Annotated in this window: 19 protein-coding genes; 8 read left to right on the forward strand and 11 right to left on the reverse strand. The window is 65.0% G+C overall.

Annotated elements, in window-relative coordinates; genetic code table 11:
- Positions 1 to 23: 23 nt before the first annotated feature.
- The 3 genes from NX778_RS03410 to NX778_RS03420 all read left to right on the forward strand — a co-directional run bounded on the left by NX778_RS03410 (position 24) and on the right by NX778_RS03420 (position 4,162).
- Positions 24 to 1,406, forward strand: a complete 1,383-nt coding sequence (locus NX778_RS03410; protein ID WP_258810265.1) for an MBL fold metallo-hydrolase — start codon at positions 24 to 26, stop codon at positions 1,404 to 1,406.
- 42 nt (positions 1,407 to 1,448) lie between these two features.
- The gene (locus tag NX778_RS03415) at positions 1,449 to 3,665 is read left to right on the forward strand and encodes an OsmC domain/YcaO domain-containing protein (RefSeq protein ID WP_258810266.1); all 2,217 of its coding nucleotides are present in this window, start codon (positions 1,449 to 1,451) and stop codon (positions 3,663 to 3,665) included.
- A 98-nt stretch (positions 3,666 to 3,763) separates the two neighbouring features.
- Positions 3,764 to 4,162: a VOC family protein gene (locus tag NX778_RS03420; protein WP_258810267.1), complete on the forward strand. Its 399-nt coding sequence runs from the start codon at positions 3,764 to 3,766 to the stop codon at positions 4,160 to 4,162.
- On the opposite strand, the gene ftsZ is transcribed toward NX778_RS03420, so the two are convergent.
- From ftsZ to NX778_RS03450, 6 genes are all read right to left on the reverse strand, one after another.
- Positions 4,159 to 5,313: a cell division protein FtsZ gene (ftsZ, locus tag NX778_RS03425; protein ID WP_258810268.1), complete on the reverse strand. Its 1,155-nt coding sequence runs from the start codon at positions 5,311 to 5,313 to the stop codon at positions 4,159 to 4,161. The genes NX778_RS03420 and ftsZ overlap by 4 nt on opposite strands.
- A 177-nt stretch (positions 5,314 to 5,490) precedes the next feature.
- Positions 5,491 to 6,711 carry a M24 family metallopeptidase gene (locus tag NX778_RS03430; RefSeq protein ID WP_258810269.1) on the reverse strand — a complete coding sequence of 407 codons (1,221 nt, stop codon included), beginning with the start codon at positions 6,709 to 6,711 and terminating at the stop codon, positions 5,491 to 5,493.
- Between the two features lie 9 nt (positions 6,712 to 6,720).
- Positions 6,721 to 7,965, reverse strand: a complete 1,245-nt coding sequence (locus NX778_RS03435; RefSeq protein ID WP_258810270.1) for an FAD-dependent oxidoreductase — start codon at positions 7,963 to 7,965, stop codon at positions 6,721 to 6,723.
- Positions 7,962 to 8,225, reverse strand: a complete 264-nt coding sequence (locus tag NX778_RS03440) for a 2Fe-2S iron-sulfur cluster-binding protein (protein ID WP_258810271.1) — start codon at positions 8,223 to 8,225, stop codon at positions 7,962 to 7,964. Before NX778_RS03440 ends, NX778_RS03435 begins: the two co-directional genes overlap by 4 nt.
- Positions 8,212 to 9,330, reverse strand: coding sequence for an NAD(P)/FAD-dependent oxidoreductase (locus NX778_RS03445; protein WP_258810272.1), 1,119 nt, complete (start codon positions 9,328 to 9,330; stop codon positions 8,212 to 8,214). The genes NX778_RS03440 and NX778_RS03445 overlap by 14 nt, the downstream gene beginning before the upstream one ends.
- The gene (locus NX778_RS03450) at positions 9,327 to 10,223 is read right to left on the reverse strand and encodes a dihydrodipicolinate synthase family protein (protein ID WP_258810273.1); all 897 of its coding nucleotides are present in this window, start codon (positions 10,221 to 10,223) and stop codon (positions 9,327 to 9,329) included. The genes NX778_RS03445 and NX778_RS03450 overlap by 4 nt, the downstream gene beginning before the upstream one ends.
- Before the next feature lie 155 nt (positions 10,224 to 10,378).
- Here NX778_RS03450 and NX778_RS03455 point away from each other — a divergent pair, with 155 nt between their 5' ends.
- A complete protein-coding gene (locus NX778_RS03455; RefSeq protein ID WP_258810274.1) occupies positions 10,379 to 11,137 on the forward strand; it encodes an AraC family transcriptional regulator in 759 nt (252 codons plus the stop codon).
- Here the strand turns inward: NX778_RS03455 and NX778_RS03460 are convergent.
- Positions 11,134 to 12,072 (reverse strand): 4-hydroxyproline epimerase, encoded by a 939-nt coding sequence (locus NX778_RS03460; protein ID WP_258810275.1) that lies wholly within the window; start codon positions 12,070 to 12,072, stop codon positions 11,134 to 11,136. The genes NX778_RS03455 and NX778_RS03460 overlap by 4 nt on opposite strands.
- 192 nt (positions 12,073 to 12,264) lie before the next feature.
- Here NX778_RS03460 and NX778_RS03465 point away from each other — a divergent pair, with 192 nt between their 5' ends.
- From NX778_RS03465 to NX778_RS03480, 4 genes are all read left to right on the forward strand, one after another.
- Positions 12,265 to 13,221, forward strand: coding sequence for a DUF4886 domain-containing protein (locus tag NX778_RS03465; protein WP_258810276.1), 957 nt, complete (start codon positions 12,265 to 12,267; stop codon positions 13,219 to 13,221).
- A 225-nt stretch (positions 13,222 to 13,446) separates the two neighbouring features.
- Entirely contained in the window at positions 13,447 to 16,230 is a 2,784-nt protein-coding gene (locus NX778_RS03470) for a TonB-dependent receptor (RefSeq protein ID WP_258810277.1), read from the forward strand.
- 72 nt (positions 16,231 to 16,302) lie between these two features.
- Entirely contained in the window at positions 16,303 to 17,811 is a 1,509-nt protein-coding gene (locus tag NX778_RS03475) for a tryptophan halogenase family protein (protein ID WP_258810278.1), read from the forward strand.
- 19 nt (positions 17,812 to 17,830) lie between these two features.
- A complete protein-coding gene (locus tag NX778_RS03480) occupies positions 17,831 to 19,363 on the forward strand; it encodes a beta-N-acetylhexosaminidase (protein WP_258810279.1) in 1,533 nt (510 codons plus the stop codon).
- Between the two features lie 12 nt (positions 19,364 to 19,375).
- Here the strand turns inward: NX778_RS03480 and NX778_RS03485 are convergent, their stop codons facing one another.
- Genes NX778_RS03485 through NX778_RS03500 form a run of 4 tightly spaced genes read right to left on the reverse strand, consistent with a single transcriptional unit; the run spans position 19,376 to position 23,840 of the window.
- The gene (locus tag NX778_RS03485; protein ID WP_258810280.1) at positions 19,376 to 20,200 is read right to left on the reverse strand and encodes an alpha/beta hydrolase; all 825 of its coding nucleotides are present in this window, start codon (positions 20,198 to 20,200) and stop codon (positions 19,376 to 19,378) included.
- An 18-nt stretch (positions 20,201 to 20,218) separates the two neighbouring features.
- Positions 20,219 to 22,357 carry a phosphocholine-specific phospholipase C gene (locus tag NX778_RS03490; RefSeq protein ID WP_258810281.1) on the reverse strand — a complete coding sequence of 713 codons (2,139 nt, stop codon included), beginning with the start codon at positions 22,355 to 22,357 and terminating at the stop codon, positions 20,219 to 20,221.
- Entirely contained in the window at positions 22,354 to 23,304 is a 951-nt protein-coding gene (locus NX778_RS03495) for a 3-keto-disaccharide hydrolase (RefSeq protein ID WP_258810282.1), read from the reverse strand. Before NX778_RS03495 ends, NX778_RS03490 begins: the two co-directional genes overlap by 4 nt.
- Positions 23,295 to 23,840, reverse strand: coding sequence for a gluconate 2-dehydrogenase subunit 3 family protein (locus NX778_RS03500; RefSeq protein WP_258810283.1), 546 nt, complete (start codon positions 23,838 to 23,840; stop codon positions 23,295 to 23,297). Before NX778_RS03500 ends, NX778_RS03495 begins: the two co-directional genes overlap by 10 nt.
- Positions 23,841 to 23,842 lie beyond the last annotated feature (2 nt).

Consider the following 23,842-nt stretch of genomic DNA (forward strand, 5'->3'; position numbering starts at 1 on the left):
TTTTATGTAGAGCGCAAGCAAGCATGTCCACGCCATCGCTGACCATCTCGAGAATCCTCCACGCCGGCTATGTGTTCGAATGCGAGGGCACGCGCATTGCCTTCGATACGATTTTCGAAAACCCGTTCAGCCGTAACTGCCACGCCTTTCCCGACGTTCGCTTCGACCGCGAGCAGATCCGGCGCCAGCACTTCGACGCCGTATTCATCTCCCACTTCCACGACGATCACTGTTCCCTGGAAAGCCTCGATCTGCTGGACCGCGCCACGCCGCTCTTCATCTACTGTCTCTTCGACGAGCTGTTCGACATGGTGCGGCAACTGGGCTTCAGCCGCGTGCACGCCTTGCGCCTGGACGTGCCGGTCGACGTCGGCGCTTTCCAGGTGGTGCCGCGCGAAGCCATGGATGCCGAGGTGGATTCGATGTTCCAGGTGAAGGCGGCCGGGCTGAATGTATTGAACGTCGTCGATTCCTGGATCGACGATGCCGCGCTCGCCGGACTGCTTGCGCAAGGGCCCTGGGACATGGTCCTGTGGCCGTTCCAAACCATGCGCGAGCTCGAAGTGCTGGCGCCGTCGCGCACGGTCGCCGCTCCTCCGAATCTGCCGGAGGAGTGGCTGCCTCAGCTGCGGGCGCTCGATCCGCGCTACGTCGTGCCGAGTTCCTGCCAGTTTTTGCAGGAACCGTGGTCGTGGTACAACCGCGCCTTTTTCCCGATTTCCTACGCGCGGTTTACGGCCGAGGTGGTGGCGGCATTGCCAGGCACCCAGGTGGTGCGTCTCGATCCTTCGGTCTCAGTGCGCCTGGACGCCACATCCTTGCGGCCGGCCCCTTCCTTGAGCTGGGTGCTGCCGATCGGCGACCAGAATGTCGACTACAGCTACCACGGCAATGCTGCCGCCCCGTCCACGGCCGACATCGCGCGCCAGTTCGCGCCCTTGACGGCAGCGCAGCTTGCGCGCGTCATGGAATACTGCCGCGTGGGCCTGCCGGAGAGGTACGGCGCGGTGGACGCCGCATCCGACTATTTCGACCGGCCCCGGATCTGGCAGTTGTCGATCTACGATCACACGGGAGCGGTGACGCGGTTCCGCTATCGTCTTGAGGCCGACGGCCGCTCCTGTCCCGCCGAGGGCAACACACCGCTGGCCTGGACCACCGACATCCCAGCCGCAAAACTGTACGCGGCGCTGGAACTGGGCGAGTCACTGACGTCGATCTACCTGCGCATCAACGACGCAGGATTCGATGCCGACACCGAACGCGAGCTGGCGCAAGCCGATGTGATCGACGATCCCCTGATCCGCTGCCTGTTCAGCGACACCTTCGGGGCCTACCAGGCGGCCCAGCTCCGCCGATTGCTGGCTCACCGGCCGGCTATGCCGGCTGCCGGAAACCACGGATAATAGCGGGCTGTACCCTTTTGCGCAGCGGTTTGGAATTCTCCCATGGAAATTAAGGTTAACTTTCTCGACAAGCTACGTCTTGAAGCCAAGTTCGATGACTTCACGGTGATCGCCGACCAGCCGATCCGCTACAAGGGCGATGGCTCGGCGCCTGGTCCCTTCGATTACTTCCTGGCCTCATCGGCCTTGTGTGCGGCTTACTTCGTGAAGTTGTACTGCAACACCCGGAATATCCCGACCGACAATATCCGCTTGTCGCAAAATAATATCGTCGACCCGGAAAACCGCTACCAGCAGATCTTCAAGATCCAGGTCGAGCTGCCGCCGGATATCTCGGACAAGGATCGCCAGGGCATCCTGCGCTCGATTGACCGCTGTACCGTGAAAAAAGTGGTGCAGGCCGGGCCCGAGTTCGTGATCGAAGAGGTGGAAAACCTGGATGCGGATGCACAAGCCCTGCTGACATTGCAGCCTGCCGCCGACGCCAGCACCTATATCACCGGCAAGGACTTGCCGCTGGAGCAGACCATCGCGAATATGTCGGGCCTGCTGGCGGACATCGGCATCAAGATTGAAATCGCTTCGTGGCGCAATATCGTTCCCAATGTGTGGTCGCTGCATATCCGCGATGCCCACTCGCCGATGTGTTTCACCAATGGCAAGGGAGCGACCAAGGAAAGCGCACTGGCGTCGGCCCTGGGCGAGTACATCGAACGTGTAAGTAATAACCACTTCTACGCCGGCGCCTTCTGGGGCGAGGAGATCGCCAACGCGGCGTTCGTGCATTACCCGGACGAGCGCTGGTTCAAGCCCGGCCCCGGCGATGCTGTGCCGGCCGGGATCCTCGATGCCTACTGCCTCGAGATCTACGATCCGGATGGCGAGTTGCGCGGCTCTCACCTTATCGACACCAATTCCGGCAACGTGGAACGGGGTATCGTGGCGCTTCCGTACGTGCGGCAGTCGGACGGCGAGGTCGTGTATTTCCCGTCCAACCTGATCGAAAACCTGTACGCCAGCAACGGCATGAGCGCCGGTAATACGCTGGCAGAAGCACAGGTGCAATGCCTGTCCGAGATTTTCGAACGCGCGGTCAAGCGCGAAATTATCGAAGGCGAAATCGCATTGCCTGATGTGCCCCACGAGGTGCTGGCGAAATACCCCGGCATCCTGGCCGGGATCCGCGGCCTGGAAGAGCAGGGCTTCCCGGTGCTGGTCAAGGATGCATCGCTGGGTGGAAGCTATCCGGTCATGTGCGTCACGCTGATGAACCCGCGCACTGGCGGCGTTTTTGCCTCGTTTGGCGCGCACCCGAGCTTCGAGGTGGCGCTGGAGCGGAGCCTCACCGAGTTGCTGCAAGGGCGCAGTTTCGAGGGCCTGAACGATTTGCCCCAGCCGACCTTCGCCAGCGAGGCCGTGACCGAGCCATACAATTTCGTCGAGCACTTCATCGATTCCAGCGGTGTCATCTCGTGGCGCTTTTTCAGCGCCAAGGCGGATTTCGATTTTGTCGAATGGGATTTCACCGGCCAGGGCGAGAATTCCAACGCGGAGGAAGCCGCGACCCTGCTCGCCATCCTCGAAGAGATGGGCAAAGAGGTCTACATGGCGGTGTACGACCAGCTGGGCGCGACGGCCTGCCGGATCCTGGTTCCCGGTTATTCGGAAGTCTATCCGGTCGAAGACCTGGTCTGGGATAACACCAACAAGGCCTTGTTGTTCCGCGCCGATATCCTTGGCTTGCATGAGCTGGACGATGCCGCCCTGGCGGCATTGCTGGATCGGCTCGAGAACAACGAGCTGGATGAGTACTCCGACATCGCCACCCTGATCGGCATTGAATTTGACGAGAATACGGACTGGGGCCAGTTGACGGTTCTCGAGTTGAAGCTGCTGATTCACCTCGCTTTGCAGCAATTCGAGGAGGCGCACGAACTGGTGGGGGCCTTCTTGCAGTACAACGACAATACCGTCGAGCGCCGCTTGTTTTACCAGGCCCTGAACGTGGTGCTGGAGGTGATGCTCGACGACGAGCTCGACCTGGACGATTACGTGGTCAATTTCCGCCGGATGTATGGCGACGCGCGGATGGACGCGGTGCTTGGTTCGGTGGACGGCAGCGTGCGTTTCTACGGGCTGACGCCGACCAGCATGCGGCTGGAAGGGCTCGACAGGCATCACCGCCTGATGGATAGCTACAGGAAATTGCATAGGGCGCGGGCCGCCGTGGCGGCTGCACGCGGTTCCGGAGGCGCGTAGAGGACAATATTTTTTCGAAAGCGTGTCGATTTCGTGTGCCCCCATCCGACTAGGGATGAGGCACTGGTTGCCCATTCCACCTGAACCAAGGAGACGCCGTGAAGAAACAGATCATCCTCAACCTGCCCGTGAAGGACCTGGCCAAGTCCAAGGCTTTCTTTTCCGCGCTCGGCTTTACTTTCAATGACCGATTCAGCGGCGAGAACGCGGCATTCATGAACATCGTCGGCGACACCATCCAGGCCATGCTGACGACCGAGCCTTTCTTCAAGTCCCTGATCGACAAGCCCGTCGCGCAGGCCAAGGAAGCCAATGAAGTCGTCATCTGCCTGAGCTGTGAAAGCCGGGAGGAAGTCGACACCCTGATCGCCAAGGCCGTTGCTGCTGGCGGCCGCACGCCGCACCCGCCGGAGGACCACGGCTTCATGTACGACCAGGGTTTCGAGGACCTTGATGGCCACCTGTGGAACCTGGTCTGGGCGGCGCCGGAGGACTAAATCTGCTTGCCAGCGTCCTCGCTGGCGTTCAGCCCAGGTAAGCGCGTTCCCGTTCGCGGGCCAGCGGTCTGGCGCAGGATTGCTTGTACTGCGGAGTCGCGGTATCCACTGCCACGCATCTGGGTAGGTGAGTTCGACGCGCTGCCACTGCCCGGCGCCGAACGTGCCATCGGCGATCGCTTCGCACCGGCAGCGAAGTCGCTGGGCCGGTTCAAGCCGGTGGCCACCACGGTAACGCGCATGGCGTCGCCCAGCGATTCGTCAAAGACCGCGCCGAACTTGATGATGGCGTCGCTGCTGGTCTGGGCGCAGACTGCGTTCATCACCTCCTTGGTTTCACGCAATTTCAGCGTTTCCTCGGATGCGGCGATGTTGACCAGCAGCCCGCGCGCGGCGCGCAGGTTCGAACCATCCAGCAGTGGGCAGGAAATCGCCTCCTCGGCCGCCTTGACGGCACGATCCTCGCCGGAGTGCTGGGCAGATCCCATCATTGCCATGCCGGTCTGGCGCATGACCGTGCGCACGTCCTCGAAGTCGACATTGACCATTCCGGGAACGGTGATGATGTCCGCGATGCCGGAGACCGCCTTGCTCAAGACCTCGTCAGCGGCGGCGAACGCCTGTTTTTGCGTGATATCGTCGCCGAGCACCTCCTCCAGGCGACTATTGAGGACGATGACGAGCGAGTCGACACACCGTGCCAGCGTCGCAATTCCTTCGTCGGCGACGCGCATGCGCCGCGGGCCTTCGAATTCGAAGGGCTTGGACACGACGGCGACAGTCAGGATACCCATCTCGCGCGCCACTTCAGCGACCACTGGCGCGGCGCCTGTGCCGGTGCCACCACCCATGCCGGCGGTGATGAAAATCATGTTCGCGCCCTTGATGGCGTCAGCGATGATGGAGCGTTCGCGAATGGCGCTTTCGCGCCCGACCAGCGGGTCGCTGCCCGCGCCAAGGCCGCTCTCGCCAAGCTGGATCTGTTTTTCGGTGCGGGTATTCGTCAGTGCCTGCGCGTCAGTATTCGCGCAGATGAATTCGAAGGCAGACAGTCCGGAGGAGGCCATGTGGTTGATGGCATTCCCGCCGGCGCCGCCGACGCCGATTACTTTGATTACCGTCTCGGGGTGGGCATTTTTTTGGTCGGACAAGGAGGACTCCATTTGATGAAATTGCGCCCGGCGAGCGGTGAAGCCGCTGCGCTAGCGCTGGATAATGCAGAGTCCATTAGACTACTTGCGGATGCGCGCACGATAAAGGCTGTAAACGTTACATTCGCAAGCATTTGTAATAACGCGTGCGGCGCAGCGCGAGGCAGGGCATGCCTGTCAGTCCGAAGCAAAAGGCTGGTCAATGCTGTTTGCCGGCTGCGTGAACCATTTCGGCCCCGCCGGCGTCATGTAGAAATGGTCTTCCAGCCGCACGCCGAATTCGCCGGGCACGCAAATCATCGGCTCGTTCGAGAAACACATGCCGGGTTCGAGCAGCGTGCGCTCGCCGCCGACCAGATAAGGGCCTTCGTGAATATCGAGCCCGATGCCGTGGCCGGTGCGGTGCGGCAGTCCCGGCAATTTGTAGCCGCGTCCGAATCCATTGGCTTCGAGAGAGCGCCGCGCGGCTTTGTCCACTTCTTCGCAGGCGATGCCCAATTGCGCCGCCTCGAATGCCGCGTGCTGTGCCCGTTTCTCGGCATTCCAGACAAAGCGCTGGCGTTCCGACGGCTCGCCGAACACATAGGTCCGCGTGATGTCGGAGATGTAGTGATGGACTTTGCAGCCAGTGTCGATCAACACCGTATCCCCGCGCTTCAAGGTCTGGATGTAATTGACGCCATGCGGATAGGCGCTCGCCTCGCCGAACAGCACGATGCAGAAATATGAACCGCTCGCCCCCACCTTTCTATGAGCGAGCTGGATGAATTCCTCGACCTCGGCAGTGGTGATGCCTTCATACAGGATTGACGCCGCCGCCACATGCACTGCCATCGTCATGTCCATCGCGCACTGGATCAGCGCGATTTCCGCATCCGATTTGCGCATGCGGCAGAAGGATGTCACCGGATACGCGGTCTGCAGGACGTAGCCAGCGGTCGCTGCGCGAATCGCCTCGAACAGGAACAGTGGCGTGCTCTCGTCGATGCCGATCACCGGTGATTGCGCGGTGCCGGCCGCGATCCCCATCTTTTCCAGCACCTGGCGCAACAACGCTGCCGGCTTCTCGTGCTCATCCCAGCAATGCACGTCGCCCGGCACGACCATGAAATTGCGGATCGTGTCGTGCTCGAAGGCAGGCGCGATATAAGCCAGTTCGCCCACTGAGGGCAGGATTGCGCCAACCATGCGCTCGCTGGGATTCCATTTGGTGCCCGAAAAATAAGTCAGGTTGCTCCCGGCATTCAGGTAGAGCGCGTCGAATCCGTTTGCTTTCATGAATTCCTGCGCGCGCCGGATGCGGGCCATGTACTCGTCCAGGCTGATCGGTACAGCGCGGCCGGTCATGTTTTGCAGCGCATCGAGTGCTGCTTGTCTGGATGTTCCACCAATATTCATATTTGCTCCTTAGTCAATCTGGGAGAGGACCCGCGCACTCGCGGGCATGATCGGTAAGCGGGAAGCCGGCAATGACCAGCCGTACAGGAATTGGCAGGCAGGCCCGCAGGTCTTGCCCTGGCAAGGGCCCATCCCGATCCGCGTGTTCAGTTTTGCCTGGCGCCAATCGTGTTGGCCCGCGAGGCTGGATGCGCGGACGTCTTCGCAGCGGCACACGATGATGCCGGGGCGGCACATCTCGCGCAGGGAGGCGTCCGGCGCGAAGTTGTGTGCCAGCAAGGCCGCGAAATCATGGCACTGCCTGTGCAGCGACAGGTCGCGCGGCGAGGGAGGCAGCCCAAGTGCGCCGAGGGCGGCGATCCGTCCCTCGACGATGGCCTTGTCCACGCCGCCGACGCCGGTGCACTCGCCGGCGGCCCAGATATTCGTGCGGCTGGTCCTTTGCAGGCGATCGACCGCAATGGCGTCATCCGCAATGTCGCAGCCCAGTGCACGCGCCAGGTCGACGTTCGGCACCAGCCCAAATCCGGCCGCCAGGAAATCGCAGGCATATTCCTGTTTCGCGCCATTCTTCTCGATGACGACGCCCTGCAGGACGCCGTCGCCCCGTGCCTCGACGATCTGCGCTCCGGTAAGGTAAGGTATTCGCCACAGTCTTGCGAACAGGGAGACTGCCTGGAGAAATTTTTCTCGATGCCTGAGCAGGAGTCCGAGCCCGAATGTCGCCAGCCGCGCGGACGGCTGGTGCTCGATGATCGCCTCGACCTGTGCGCCGGCTTGCAGGGCGCTCAACGCCGTTGCGAGCAGCAGCGGGCCGGAACCTGCGATCACGACCTTGCGCTGGCGTACCGGCATGCCTCCCTTGATGAGCGCCTGCAAACCGCCCGCGCCGACGACGCCGGGCAGCGTCCATCCGGCAAACGGCAAGAGCAACTCGCGCGCTCCCGAACAGAGCAGCAAGCGTTCGAATGGGAGGCGCAGGCCTTCGCCTTCGATCTCCAGCAGCAGGGTATCCGGGGCGACGGCGCCGATGACCGATGCGCGTTTCAGCTGCGTGAAATCCGGATGCGCGTCCAGGGAATGCCACATGGCGGCGGCGCGCCGATCGATCCACTTGCCAGGGCCACCCCGCCAGATCTGTCCGCCCGGCGCAGGGTTATCGTCGATCAGGCAGACCTTGGCCCCGGCATTGACCGCAGTGTGCGCGGCGGATAGCCCGGCCGGGCCGCTGCCCACGATGTGCAGCGAACTCATGGATGGGCTCCGGTCACGATGCGCATGCCTTCCTTGCACAGGGTCCGGCAAGCCAGCACATTCGCCTTGCCGTCGACGGTCACCCGGCATTCCTGGCACTGGCCGATGCCGCACACGGCAAAGCGCGGCCTGCCGGTGGCAGACCGCCGCGTGCACAGCGTGCCGGCGGCGACCAGGGCGGCGACGGCGCTTGCTCCTGCGGGCACTTCGACCGTGATGGCGTCGACGGTCACGATACAGCTGGGCTCAGGCGTGGGCATGCGCGAATCTCGATGGTGAATAGAGGCTGGCATCGATCGTGGAAGGGCGCCCGTGCATCAGGTCGGCCAGCAATTCGGCCGTGCCGAATGCCGTGGTCACGCCCAATCCCTCGTGGCCTGCGGCGAGCCAGACATGGTCGAAGGCCGGATGCGGCCCGATGATCGGCCTGCCATCCGGCGTCGCGGGGCGCATGCCGGTCCAGGTCCTGATGATGTTCATGTCGGCCAGGCATGGCAACAAGGCGATCGCCGAACGCAGCACCTGCGACAGCACCTTCGGGTCGACGTCCGGATGGGTAATGCCATCCTGGCGGCAGGAGCCGACCAGCCATTGTCCGGTGGCGCGCGGCTGCACATTGGCGGCGACGGCCAAGGCATCGCTGCCAGCCTCGGTCTGTCCGTAAGCCATGCTGACGATCTGGTGAAACAGCTGCCCCGGATAGCGGTCCGTGATGGCGAGATGGCCTTTTCGAGGGAAGATGGGCATATCGGGAAGCAGGCGTGGTACGCCATGTCCCGCCGCAAGCACGATATCGCCCGCGAGGAGCCGGCGGCCGCAAGCGAGCAGGACGGAATGGCCGTTCAGGCCGACGACCGCCGACCCAAATTCCGTCCGGCCACCGCGCGCAACCAAGGTCTGTGCCAAATCCCGCGCCACAGCCGGCGGGTACACGACGCCGTCACGCGCGACCCTGACCCCGCCGGCCAGGCCGGGACGCAGCGCGGGCTCGACCTTCGCGAGCCCGGCGCCGGAGACCGGCGACGCGTCCCATCCGCGTTTGGCCAGACGCTCGGCGCGGGCCAGCGCGTGGCCCATTTGTTCATCGTCCTCGGCCACCCAGAGCGTGCCGCATTGCGAATACTCCGCCGGGCCGCCCCGGTTCGAAAGATATTCCTCCCAGCGCTCCAGCGACAGCAGGCAGAGATCGAGTTCGTCCGGGGATTCGTCGAGCGCGACCAGATGGCCCATGCCGGCGGCAGTCACACCGGCGCCGGGGTAGCAGGCATCGACCAGCGTGACGCAGCGGCCCCGGGACTGCAGTTCCAGGGCGCAGGCGGCGCCGATGATGCCGGCGCCGATGACGACAAGGTCCGGATGCTTCACGCCAGCGCGGGAAGCTTGGGACGGCAGGCGATCGCCGACTTGATGACTTGCTCGACCTTCGCACGGCGTTCGCCCGCCAGCGGCAGGCGCGGTGCGCGCACGCGCTCGTTCGATCCGATCGCCAGGGCTTCGGCCAGCTTGATGTTCTGGACCAGGTAGGTGGACACGTCGAGATCCAGCAATGGCCTGAACCAGCGATAGATGTCGAGCGCTTCCTTGTAGCGCCCCGCCTGGACCAGGCGATAAATCGCGACAGTCTCGTCAGGGAACGCCAGGCACAAGCCGGCAACCCAGCCGATCGCGCCGATGCTGAGCGCTTCGAAGGCGAGGTTGTCGACTCCGGTCAGGAGGTCGAAGCGATCGCCGAAGCGGTTGATGATCTCGGTGCTGCGGCGGATATCGTCCGACGATTCCTTGACCGCGACGAAACGGGCGTCTTTCGCCAGTTGTTCCATGATCTCGACCGTAACGTCGACGCGGTAAGCCAGCCGGTTGGAGTAGATCATGATCGGCAGGTCGCCGGCCTGTGCGATGGCCTTCAGGGTGGCGACCGTCTCGCGCGGATCGGTGTGGTAGATCGTGCTGGGCACCACCATCAGGCCATCGGCGCCCGCTTTCGCGGCTTTCTCGGCCAGTGCGCAGGCGTCCCTGGTGGCCGCCTCGGCGACGGTCAGCAGGGATGGCTTGTCGCCGCTCACCGCCTTGCACAGCTTGAACACCTCGATGCGTTCGTCCTGCGACAGCATCGGCCCTTCGCCCAGCGAGCCGCATGCGATCAGCCCGTCGACGCCGGCGTCCATCTGGATCTGGAAACAACGGGTCATTTCCTCATGGTCCAGGGAGCCGTCCTCCTTGAACTTGGTCGTGACGGCCGGAAGAACACCTTTCCACATAGCGATACCTCTCCTTGTCTGCGGCATTTGAAAGGCTCCATGCTAGAGCCTGGCGAAGGGACGGTCTTGCGTGAAGCGGCGAGAAAGGAGGCCGAAATCGGCACAGGCTTGCCAGGCTGGAGCACAGCGCCTATATTGTGGCTCCGGAGGAAACGATGATCGAGCAAACAGCGGTTCAGGCTTTCGAGACAATCGGCATCGAGGCGGTCGAATCCATGTTCGACGCCTTGAACGACATTGCATTTTTCGTCAAGGACAGGGAAGGGCGCTATCTCAGCATCAACCGCACCATGGTCCGGCGCTGCGGAGTCCGGCACAAGCGGGACGTGCTGGGAAAGACCGCGCTGGAACTGTTCCCGCGAGCGCTGGCCGAAACCTATCTGGCACAGGACCGGATGGTGATCGACAAGGGCGTGGCGATCGACAAGCAGCTGGAATTGCATATCTACCCCGGGCGCAGCCGTGGCTGGTGCATCACGAAGAAGACGCCGCTGTACGGCAAGGATGGGACAGTGATCGGCCTGATAGGAACCTCGCAAGACCTCGGCTTGCTCGACGACCTGCATCCCGCCTACGGAAAGATCGCGCAGATCGCGCAGACCATCAGCGAAAAGTATCAGGAGAATATTTCGCTCAAGGCCTTGGCGGAGGAGGCCGGACTATCGCTGTCGCGGGTGGAGAGGCTATTCCAGAAGGTGTTTCACCAATCCCCGCGACAACTTTTATTGCAGTGCCGGCTGTCCGCCGCCAGGACCCTGATCGAGCAAAAGCCCGGCACGAAAATCGCCGAGATCGCCTATGAATGCGGGTACACGGACCACAGCGCTTTCAGTCGCCAGTTCAAGGCCTATGCCGGCATGAGCCCGACCGAATACGGCGTGCGGATGCGCAAAGGCCTTGAAGCGACGGACTAGCGCGCTTGTGGAATGCCCCACGCGAACGGGTCGTTGTCATCGAAGAGCAGGGTGGCTTCGCCGCTGATCCAGGCGCTGCCGCGGATGGTCGGCGCAATGCGCTCCGCCTCGCGCCGGTAGCTGCCTTCGAACACGCTGCCGATGATGCTTTCCTGGCGCCAGACCGCGCCTTCGGCCAGCTTGCCGTCAGCCGCCAGGCAAGCCAGCTTGGCGCTGGTGCCGGTGCCGCAGGGCGAGCGGTCATAGGCCTTGCCCGGGCACAGGACGAAGTTCCTGCTGTCGGCAGCATTCGATGAGGAAAACAGCTCGACGTGATCGATGGGCGCGCCGCCGCTGCCGGTGATGCCCTGGTCGCGCAGGCTGTCCATGATTTTTTCGGAAAACTGCATCAGGGCAGGGATGTTTGACGGCGCGATATCGGCAGCGCCGCCGTCGACAAGGAAGAACCAGTTGCCGCCCCACGCGATATCGCCGGTCACGCTGCCGTAGCCCTCGACTTCGAGCGCGACACCCTTGCGCAGGCGATAGGACGCGACATTGTCGACGCTCACGGCACCATCCGCGTGAAGTTCGGCGGTGACGACGCCGACCGGCGTGTCGATGCGGTGCCGTCCCACCGTGATGCGACCCATGTGGGCCAGCGAAGCGACCAGGCCGATGGTGCCGTGCCCGCACATGCCGAGATAGCCGACGTTGTTGAAGAAGATCGCGCCGGCGACGCAATCCTCCGCATGCGGTTCGCAGAGCAGGGCGCCGACCAGGACGTCGGAGCCGCGCGGCTCGCACACCGTGCCGGTACGGATATGGTCATGCTGCTCCCGCATCAGGGCGAGCCGTTCGGCCAAGGGGCCGGTGCCCAGGTCGGGGCCGCCGCCGACGATGAGGCGGGTCGGTTCGCCGCCGGTATGCGAATCGATGATCGATATTTTTTTCATGGTCCCTGCTTCGAGTGTTAGCAGGCCAAGACTACCGCAGGCGCAGCGCATGGTCTTGTGCGTTTTAGGCGGCATCGCGCTGTAAAAAGGCATATTGGCCGCGCTTGCGCCTGCCTTGACTTTTCAAGGACGTGATTCCAGAATCTGCCGCGCTCCCCAACCCCTTGCCGGCCACTCACACCAGGACGCTTCATGACCAGACCCGCTGGCTCGCCCGAGCCACTAACCCGATTCGCCACGACCTTGCGCCGCGCCGCGCTGCTGTGCTGCGTGCTCGCGCCACAGGCCTTCGCCGCCAACATCCTGTTCGTCGGGAACAGCTTCACCTTTGCCGCCGGTACCCCAATCATGCAGTACCGGGCCAACACGGTGACCGACCTGAACCAGAACGGAACGGGCGGTGTCCCGGCGCTGTTCAAATCGTTCACGGCCCAGGCCGGGCTGCATTACGACGTCTTCCTCGAGACGAATCCCGGCGTGGGGATCGACTGGCATCTGGATCACGCCTTGGGAAAAATCGGCCAGCGCCGCTGGGATACCGTGGTCTTGCAAAGCTATAGCACCCTCGATGCCGCACACCCCGGCGATCCCGCCACCCTGGTCCGTTCGGTCAAGCGCATGGCGCAGGTGCTGAAGGACAAGAACGCGTCCGTCGATATCCGCCTGATGGCGACGTGGTCGCGCGCGGACCAGACCTATCTGCCGACCGGCCATTGGTACGGCAAGCCGATCGTCGCCATGGCGAACGATGTCCGCGCCGGCTACGACCAGGCCGCCGCCGGCGCCGGGCTGGTGAACCGTGTGATTCCGGTCGGCGAAGCCTGGAATCGCGCGATCCAGTCTGGCGTCGCGGACGCCAATCCCTTCGACGGCATCGATCCGGGCAAGGTGAACTTGTGGGGCACCGACAATTACCACGCCAGCGTGTACGGCTACTACCTCGAAGCGCTGACGATCTTCGGCAGCATCACCGGCCGCGATCCGCGCGCGATGGGACCGCAGGAATGCGCCGCGGCCGATCTCGGCATTTCGCCCGAATCCGCGGTCGCCCTCCAGCACATCGCGCACGAGCAGTTGAGCGCTTCCGGCGTCGCGCTGGCGTCGTCCACACCGGCCGCCAAACACGTCGCCTGCGCAACGCTGCGATGAATCCGGCGACCCGGCCCACGGCGGCCGGGTCCCCAACGTTGTTTTCCAATCTCCTCCCGTGGCGTCGCCCGACGTTCTAAAACAAAACAATTGACAAAAAACAGCGCCCGCCGCACTATCGGCCCTGAGGAATTGGGAACGATTCCAATTTGGGGAGACCGGTCGGCTTGCATTGACCATTCGATAACAATTAAATTCCGCCTAGACATGAAAAAACCAGCACCCATGAAGTCGCGCCAGCCGGCGCGCCTTTACCAACGCTTTCAGATCAAGCCGATTGCGGCAGCTTGCACGCTGCTGCTGGTGTCCGGCGCAGGCTATGCGCAAGAAGTCACCGACACCACCCAGACCGTCGTCGTGACCGGCATCCGCAAGGGGATCGAAGGCGCGATCGAAGCGAAGAAGGCGTCGAACCTGATCATCGAGGCGGTGTCGGCGGAAGACCTCGGCAAGCTGCCCGATTCCAGTATCGCCGACTCGATCGCCCGCCTGCCGGGCCTGGCCGCGCAACGGGTCGACGGCCGCCCGTCGGCGATTTCGATCCGCGGCCTGGGCCCGGACTATGCCGGTTCCGTGATCAATGGCCGCGAAGTGGTGAGCTCGGGCGACGGCCGCGCCGCCGAGTACGACCAGTTCCCGTCCGAACTGGTGAACCAGGTGCTGGTCTACAAGACGCCGGATGCGACCCTGGTCGGCCAGGGCCTGTCCGGCACGATTGACATTCGTCCGGCCATGCCGCTGGATTTCCAGGGCCGCCAGATGTCGGTCAACGTGCGCGGCGAGAAAAACTCCTACGGCAAGCTGAACGCCAATGGCGCCAGCGGCGTGGGCAACCGGATCAGCGCGTCCTACCTGAACCAGTTCCTCGACCGCACCGTCGGCTTCTCGATCGGTTTCGCCCACCTCGATTCGCCGGGCCAGGCCAAGAATTACGAATCGTGGAAATACGGTGACTACGTCGGCCAATGGGGCGCCGGCGCCACCGGCTTGCCGGCCGGCTCGGTGGCCTCGCAGGGCTTCACTGCCAGCAACGTGTCCAGCAAGCAGAAGCGCGATGGCTTGATGAGCGTGCTGGAATACCGTCCGAACAAGAATTTCCGGACCGAAGTGGACATGTACTATTCCAAGTTCACCCAGGACCGCGTCACCAACCAATGGACCGGCGACCTCGGCTTGTGGGCCGACCCGGCCTCGGCCTATTCGAACGTCGGCACGTCCAGCCTGAACGGCAACACCGTGGTCTCCAGCGGCACCGTGGCCAACGGCACCAACATCATCGACGACAAGAATTTCAACCGCACCGACGACATCCGTTCGGCCGGCTGGAAGAGCGAGCTGAAGCTGGATCCGAAATGGACCACCAGCCTGGACGTGGGCCTGTCCAAGGCCAAGCGCCACGAGCGCCTGATCGAATCGATCGCCACCGCGCAGCCGGGCAAGGCGATCTTCAAGTTTTCCGGGCTGGACAGTGAATCCGATCCGGGCTGGTCGACCAACCAGGATCTGACCAATCCGGCGCAGGTGACGCTGACCAACAACCCGAACTGGGCGCAACTGGTGACGCCGAGCTACACCGACGAGATCAAGTCGCTCCGCCTCAACGCCGCGCGCACGCTGGACAGCACGCTGTTCAGCAAGGTCCAGTTCGGCATCAACCAGACCCGTCGCGACAAGGTGGTCAACTCCGCCGAATACAGCCTGGCGCTGGCCCATGACAATATGGCGATCCCGGCCAATGCGCTGGCCGGCACCACCAATATCCGGATGGGCAATATCGACAACAACATCCTGGCGTGGAACGTGCCGGCCATCCTCGGCCTGTACACCGCGACGTCGAAGAATCCGTGGGACGCCAAGGACCAGGCCTATTCGATCCACGAACGGGTGACCACCAGCTACGCCAAGCTCGACATCGACACCGACCTGGGCAAGGTCCCGGTGCGCGGGAACCTCGGCGTCCAGGCGGTGCATACGCAGCAGCTGTCGAACGGCTTCGCCTGGAACGACAGCAGCACGCCGGGCGCGCCAGGCGCGGGCTCCGTGATTCCGGTCACCGGCGGCGCCAAGTACACCGACTACCTGCCCAGCCTGAACCTGAACTTCGAGCTGATGCCCGACCTGTACGCCCGCGTCGGCGCGGCCAAGACCATGGCCCGCCCGCGCATGGATGATATGCGGGCCGGCGCCGACCAGCCCAAGCTGACCGCGGTCGCGCTCGGCTCCAGCGTCGGCACCTGGTCCGCTGGTTCGGGCGGCAAGCCGGACCTGCAGCCGTGGCGCGCGAAGTCGCTGGACTTCTCGCTGGAGAAATATTTCGGCAAGAGCAGCTATATCGCGGCCGCCATGTTCTACAAGAAGCTGCAGACCTTTATCTACAACCAGACCACGACCCGGGATTTCAGCGGCTTCCCGAACTATTCGAACCTGACCCCGGGCTGCCCGGTCTCCAACCAGTCCTGCAACCCCAACCTGGGCACCATCTCGGCGATGGCCAACGGCGAGGGCGGCAAGGTGTACGGCATGGAGCTGAGCGCCTCGCTGGATGGTTCGCTGCTGACCCCGGTCCTGTCCGGCTATGGCGTGGTCGCCAGCGTGTCCGGCACCAGGAACCAGCTGCCGGACGACAATAACGGCAACAAGATCAACCTGGACGGCTTCTCCGGCGTGGTCAACAGCGTCACCGCCTATTACGAGAAGAACGGCTTCTCCACCCGGATCAGCCGCCGCTATCGTTCGGCCTTCACCGCCTCGACCCGCAGCATCCTGCTGAGCACGGAGTATTCCTCGCACATCGACGCCGAGTCGCAAGTCGACTTCCAGCTCGGCTACTCGTTCGAGCAGGGACCGTACAAGGGCTTGTCGATCCTGCTGCAGGTGAACAACGTGACGAATGCGCCGTCGGCGGAGACGGCCGGACCGGAAATTGGCGGCAACGGCAAGGGCCTGCTGCCGTGGAAGTACAACACCTACGGCCGCCAGTTCCTGCTGGGCGCGTCCTACAAGTTCTGAGCCTGTTTGTAGCCTGACCCTGCCGTCCCCCCCGGCAGGGTTTTTTTTATCGTATTCATGGCAGGGACGCAGATGCAAGAAAAGAATATCCGGGACATCGTGATCGTCGGCGGCGGCACCGCGGGCTGGATGACCGCCGCCGCGATGACGCGCATCCTGAAGGGCGACTACCGGATCCGCCTGGTGGAATCGGACGACATCGGCATCATCGGTGTGGGCGAGGCCAGCATTCCCCACCTGGCCACCTTCAATTCCATCCTCCGCATCGACGAAGCCGAATTCATGCGGGCCACGCGCGGCACCTTCAAGCTGGGCGTCGAGTTCGTCAACTGGGGCGCGCTCGGTGACCGCTACGTGCACGGCTTCGGCAAGCTGGGGCCGGAGCTGGACGGGCTGCCCTTCCACCATTTCTGGCTGCGCCAGATGCAGGAAGGGAAGCCCAGCGATCTCGCCAAGTATTCCATCAACACGGCGGCGGCGCTGCAGGCCAAGTTCATGCGCGCGCCGGCCGACATGGCTGGTTCGCCGCTGGGCGAGATCGTCCAGGCATACCACTTCGACGCCGGCCTGTATGCCCGTTACCTGCGCGGGCTGGCCGAGCAGGGCGGGGTGCGGCGCACCGAGGGCAAGGTGGTGCGGGTGGTGCAGCGCCCGGCCGACGGCTTCATCGAGGCGGTCATCATGGAAAGCGGCGAGAGCATCGGCGGCGACCTGTTCATCGACTGTTCCGGCCTGCGTGGCCTGCTGATCGAGCAAACTCTCAAGACCGGCTACGAGGACTGGTCGCGCTGGCTGCCCTGCAACCGCGCGGTGGCGGTGCCGTCCAGCGCGGTCGAGCCCCTGATCCCGATGACGCGCGCCACCGCCCATACGGCCGGCTGGCAGTGGCGGGTGCCGCTGCAGCACCGGATCGGCAATGGCCACGTCTACTGCAGCGAATTCATGGGCCAGGACGAGGCCACCGCCATCCTCCTGGACAACCTGGATGGCCAGCAGCTGGCCGAACCGCGCCATATCGCCTACACGTCCGGGCGGCGCAAGAAAATCTGGAACAAGAACTGCGTGGCGATCGGGCTGGCCGCCGGCTTCTTCGAACCGATCGAATCGACCAATATCCACCTGATCCAGACCGGCATCCTGCGGCTCCTGACGATGTTCCCGCGCGCCGGCTTCGACGCCGCCGACATCGCGGAGGCCAATGCCCAGGCCCAGACCGAGTACGAGCGCATCCGCGACTTCATCGTCCTGCACTACAAAGCCACGCGGCGCGACGACTCGCCGTTCTGGAACTACTGCCGCACCATGGACATCCCGGACAGCTTGCAGCACAAGATGGACCTGTATCGCAGCAATGGCCGCCTGGTCCATTCCGAAAAAGACTTGTTCGGCGAAGTCAGCTGGCTGCAGGTAATGCATGGCCAGCACATCGAGGCGAAGGGCCATCACCCGTTTGCCGACGTCCGTCCGGCCGCCGAGGTGGCCGAATTCCTGGGCGACGTGGAGCAGGTGGTGCGCAAATGCGTCGACTTCATGCCCAGCCATGCCGACTACGTCCGCCAGTACTGCGGCGTGCCGGACTGAGTACCAAGAAAGCGCAAGTATGCTGACCGACACCAGAGCTGCACTGCCGCGCCTTGTCGCGGCGTTTCTCGGCGCCTGCGCCATCGCCGTGAGCGCGCAGGCTGCGCCCGTGCTGGCCGCCGGCGATGCCGTCATTCCGCGGCCCATGCAGGCCAGCGCCGGCCAGGGCGTGTTCGTGCTCGGCCCGGCCACGCCGGTGATCGGCCGCGGCGCGGCTGCGGCGACGGCGGCGCAACTGGCGGCTGCGCTGCATCTCCCTATTGGCGCAGGCAAGAGCCCGGCAATCGTGCTGGAGATGGCGCCACCCGCCGCCGGCGCGCGCCCGGAAGCATACGCGCTGTCGGTCGCGCCGGACCGGATCCGCATCCGTGCGTCCGATAGCGCGGGGCTGTTCTATGGCGCCCAGAGCCTGCGCCAGCTGGTGCTTGCCGCCCATGGCGCGCCCTTGCCCGCGGTGGAGATCTCCGATGCCCCGCGCTTCGCCTGGCGCGGGCTGCTGGTCGATGTGGCCAACCATTTCTTCCCGAAGCAGGTGCTGATGGGGATCATGGACCAGATGGCCTACTACAAGCTCAACGTCCTGCATCTGCACCTGACCGACGACAGCGGCTGGCGCCTGGCGATCCCGGCGTATCCGAAACTGACGGAAAACGAGGACGGCCAGTTCTACACCGCAGACGACATCCGTGCCTTGGTGGCTTACGCGGAGGAGCGCCACATCACGGTGGTGCCGACGGTGGAGATGCCCAGCCACGCCGGCACCTCGGCGCGCGCCTATCCCCAGTTCTTCGACGGCGGGCATAGCATCAACCCGGCCAATCCGGACAGCTACCGCTTCATCGAGGCCGTGTTCGCGGAAGTGGCGCGCCTGTTCCCGTCGCCAGTCCTGCATTTCGGCGGCGACGAACTGGCCTTGGGCAGCAACTGGAACTCGCTGCCGGAGGTGCAGGCGCTGCGCCAGCAACTGGGCGGCAAGGACCTGCGCGCCGTGGAGGGCCACTTCGACCGGCGCGTGGCGCAGATCATCCGCGGCCTGGGGCGCCAAGCGATGGCATGGGACGAAGCCTTCAGCGCGGGCGTGGACCACACGGTGATCCAGTGGTGGCGCAAAGCCCATCCCGAGGCGCGCGACCAGGCGGTGAAGGCCGGCTTCGACGTGGTGCTGTCGCCGGTGGACCAGGTGTATTTCGATTATCCGCAGGGCCTGGGCGAACCGGGCGCGCCATGGGAGGGCAACGACAACGGCCCGACTTCGCTGGCCAAGGTGCTGGCGTGGGAGCCTGTGCCGGCGGACTATACGCCGGCCGAGTTGTCGCGCGTGCGCGGCGTGGAGGCCTGCATCTGGACCGAATACATCCGCACCGAGAGCTTCCTGCAGTTCATGCTGTATCCGCGCATGATGGGCTTCGCGGAAGTGGCCTGGTCACCGGCCGGCCCGCGCGACATGGAGAAGTTCGAAGCCCGGCTGCAGCCGCAGGTCGAACAGCTGGACGCCGCCGGCATCACTGTGCGCCACGGTCCGGACGACGCGTCGAAGTACATGGTGCATTGAAGGGCTGGCAGCCTAGTTCCGTTCCTGCCTGAACCGGGTCGAGAAGAACAGCATCTGGTACTTGATGGCGTTGGTCCAGTAGTCCCAGGTATGCCCGCCCGGACGCTCGGTATAGTCGTGCGCCACCTTCAGTTCCAGGAGACGCTGGTGCAGCGCGCGGTTGACGGGGGCGAAGAAATCGTCCACTCCGCAATCGATCGCCAGTCCGATGCCGCTGGCCCCGAGGCGCTCTGCGTTGCTGATGATCGCCTGGCTGTTCCAGTAATCGGCATTGCGAACCGGATCGCCGAAGGCTGCCTTGAGATTCCACTTCTCGGTGAAGGGGCGCGGATCGACGCCTCCACTGATGCTGCCGGCGGTTCCGAAAGTTCCCGGGTGGCCGAGCGCGATGTGCAGCGCGCCGAAGCCGCCCATGCTCAAGCCGGTGATGGCGCGCGCCTGCCTCTGCGGGACGGTGCGGAAGTGCTGGTCGACGAAGGCCACCACTTCCTCGCCGACGTAGGTATCGTACTTGTCGCCGGATGAGACCGGGCTGTCGACGTACCACTTGTCGTAGCCGCCGTCGGGCATGACGAGGATCACGCCGTAGGTGTCGGCCAGCGGGCCGGCATTGCCTTCCATGGCCCAGTCCTGATCGTTGCCCGACCAGCCGTGCAGCAGGTACACCGTGGGGTAGCGGGCGTTGCCCTGGCGGTAGCTGGCGGGCAGGATCACGGTGGTGTTGGGCGCCTTGTGCATCGACTGGCTGGGGACCGGCATCCGGAGCGTCTCGAAGGCCAGGGCCGGAACTGCCAGCGCCAGCGCGGCCGCCAGCACGCCAATTTTCAATTTGCGCATCGTGCCTCTCTCCTGAAATCAGACTGCCTGTTCGCGCGCGGCACCGAAGGCCGGGTCGCTGCGGCTCGGCATGCCGTCCTCCACGTGGCCGCAGAAGCGCCGCGCGAACGCGCCATCGTGGCCGGTGGTGATCCCGATATCGTACCAGCCATGGCTGGCCTCGACCGGCCACGGCAGAACCACACTGGCGCCGGCATCGAGCAGCAGTTCCCGCACGCCGCCACCGTAGGCGTGGTCCTCGATCCGCACGGGCGCCGCGCGCGCCGCATGATTTTCAAGCCGCAGCGCCAGGGTTCCGCGCGCTGTCTCGTCCACGCGGGCTTCGACATCGCTGTCGGCGCCGCCGCGGAACACGCGCAGGAAGCCGTTTGGCCCGTACACGCGCAAGTCGTATTGTCGGTCCCGGAATTCCTGCAGGCCCCAGCTGCCGATGGCGGCATCGCCGGGCGGCAGGGTGTAGTACCACGGTCCGCCATGATGCCGCAGCGAATACACGGTGAAGGCGGCGCCGGCCCGGCCGCTGTTGGCGAAGGCGATCCGGAAGCGGTCGCCCTCGCGCGCGCCGTCCGCCGCCAGGTGGTAGGGAAGGGGACGCGCGGGCCGGGTGGCGTCGCCGCCGGCGCCGCGTTCCTGGGCCGGCAGCGCCTGGTCCAGCGGCGGCGCCACCGGGCCATGGTTGCGGCACAGGGCGTCGGCCCGGTCGAGGTAGCTGCGGTGGCTGGTGTCGAACAGCGCGCCGGGCCGGTCCGCATTCGGATGGGCAAAGTCGAACATCGAGGTGAGGTCGCCGCAGACAGTGCGCCGCCACGGCGAAATGTTCGGCTCGGCGACGCCGAAGCGGCGTTCGAGGAAGCGCAGGATGGAAGTGTGGTCGAACACTTCGGAACACACCCAGCCGCCGCGTGTCCATGGCGACACCACCAGCAGCGGCACGCGCGCGCCCAGACCGACCGCTTCGCCGCCGCTGGTCTCGCCGGTCGTCGGCACACCGCTGTAGCCCTCGCCGGGCGATGCGGGCGGCACCGGCGGCGGCACATGGTCGAAGAAGCCGCCTTCCTCGTCGTAGCAGATGATCAGGGCCGTCTTCGCCCAGACTTCCGGGCTCGCGGTGAGCGCGTCGAGGATGCGCGCGACCAGCGATTCGCCGTAGCCGGGCGGGTTCATCTCCGGATGTTCGCAGAACTTCGCCGGTGACACGATCCACGACACGGCCGGCAGGGCGCCGCTGCGCACATCCGCGGCGATCAGGTCGACCAGCGCCTGGGCGTCCGGCGGGTTGGCGTTGACCGGAACGCCGCTGCCGTCCAGGCCCGCGGCTTCGCCGGCATAGGCACGCGCGCACCGGTAGCGCTCGCGCTGCTCCGGATCGGACAGGTCGAGCTTGCGGAACTGGGGGAAGTAGGCCAGCGCGTTGCAGCCGTAGTTATCGTATTCCTGGTAGACCTTCCAGCTCACCTGGTGCGCGCTGAGTCGTTCGGCGTAAGTGGTCCAGGTGTAAGGCGAGATCCACGCCGCCTGGTCGAGCGCCATCGGCGCCATGTAGTTCAAGTCATCGACGTTGTCCAGCGCGTGGAAGCCGTCGCGGTTCACCGACAGGCCATTGGTGCCGCTGAACAGGAACATGCGGTTCGGATTGGTCGGGCCGAACAGCGAGGCGTGGTAGGCGTCGCCGATGGTGAAGGCGTCGGCCAGCGCGAAATAGAAGGGGATGTCCTGGCGCGTCAGGTATCCCATCGAGCCGTGGCCCTTCCTGTGGACCCAGGCATCGTGGAAGGCCCAGGTGCGCTGGCTGCCTTTCCAGGTGTGCGGCAGGTCCGATTCAAGGCATTGGCTACGGTCGTCCGCGCCGCCGCCCGCGCGCAGGGCGAAGGGCAGCACGTGGCGGCCATCGTCGCCCGGCTGATACCACACCGGCCTGCCTTCGCGCAGCGTGAGCGGGCGCGGATCCCCGAAGCCGCGCACGCCGGCCAGCGTGCCGAAGTAATGGTCGAAGCTGCGGTTCTCCTGCATCAGGATGACGACGTGCTCCACATCGGCGGTGGTGCCGCTGACGCGCGCGGCCGGGATCGCGAGCGCGCGCGCGATGCTCGCGGGGAGGGCGGCGGCGCCGGCGGCGACAGCGCCCGCGCGCAGGAAGCGCCGGCGGCCTGGCTTCATGGCTTCACCGCAGGGGTGATGACGATATTGCGGTAGCTGACCTGGCCGTCCTCGCTGCCTTGGAGGACCAGCGGCCCATCCTCGCCCTCGCGGCTGTCGAGCGCGCCGCCGGTGATGCCCGGGATTTCGCGCCGGTCGATCACGGTCTGCCCGTTCAGCTTGACGGTGACATAGCGCCCGACCAGGGTGATGTCGTAGCTTTGCCACACGCCCGGCGTGCGCGGCGCGGCCGGCGACGGCGCGAGATAGCCGTAGATCCCGGCGGTGCGCATGTTCGCGGCCTCCGGTTCGCGGTCGTTCTCGATTTGCAGCTCGTAGCGGCCGCGCAGGTAGACGCCGCTGTTGGCTCCCGGCACGCAGTTGAATTCGAGGTGCAGCTTGAAGTCGCCGAAGCTGGCGACGCTGCGCAGGTCGGTGCCGGCGCCGGGGCTGGTGAGGACGCCGTCGGCGACGCGCCACTGTTTGGCTGCGGTGTCCACCGGCGTCCAGGCGCGGGCGTCCCTGCCGTCGAACAGGCTGACCGGCGTGCCCCATTTCGGCATGTACGCGGCCTTGAGCGCCGGCGCACGGGTGGCGCGCCAGGTCCAGGTGGCGCCGTCCGGGCCGGTGGTCGTGCCGCGCAGTTCGCCGCCGTCGAGCGCGCCGTCGAACACCATGTCGCCGTCCGTGCGGCCTTCTTCTTCCTTCGGCGAGACGAAGCGCAGGTGGCCATCGGAGAGCGACGCTTGGGGCAGCCAGCGCGCATGGCCCCAGCGGCCGACCATTCGCACGCGTGGCTGGCCGTGCTCGGCGCGGATCTCGAGCCACGACGAATAGGCGCGTTGCGGCGTCTTCAGGGTGACGTCCCAGCGCCCGGCAAAGGACTGCAGCGGCGTGGCGGCGCCCACGGCGAGCGGCGCCGTGCACAGCGCCGCCAGCGCCATGCGGCGCAACGCGGTCATGCCCATGAGCTCTCTCCCTTCTTGTACGGTACGCAGCCCCGGTATTTGCCGGGCACCGGCCGGTAGCGTAGCACGCGCGTGCTGCCCGGTTCGGAGGTGAAAAAACCGAGCAGGGTCAGTTGCTTCATCAGCGTGAAGTAATGGGGCGCCGGCCGGGCGGGATCGTTCGCCTGCTGCTTCGCCTCGCGGTCGAGGTCCGAGAGCAGCGCGTGGCGCTGCGCCGGGGAAGCTTGCCGGAAGCCGACCCTGGATTGTGCGCGCATCGCCGCCTCGATGTTGCCGATGCCCTGTTGCAGGCTGCGCAGCTGCGCCGGTTCGTAGCAGGTGTGGGCGTAGCGCGCGATGAAGGGACCGACGCCGGCATCCTTCGCGCCTGGCGTATCGGTGCGCGGAATGATGGTCTCGGCGATTTCATCGAGCATGGCGATATCGTGCGCCGAAAACGCGGCGCCTGCCGCCGGCGCGGCGAGCGCACGTTCGGTCCCGACCAAAGCGCAGCCGGTGGCGGCGGCGATCAGCTTGAGCAAGTCGCGGCGGTGCATGG

It is taken from the genome of Massilia terrae (assembly GCF_024753145.1).
In the GTDB taxonomy this organism is placed as follows: domain Bacteria; phylum Pseudomonadota; class Gammaproteobacteria; order Burkholderiales; family Burkholderiaceae_D; genus Telluria; species Telluria terrae.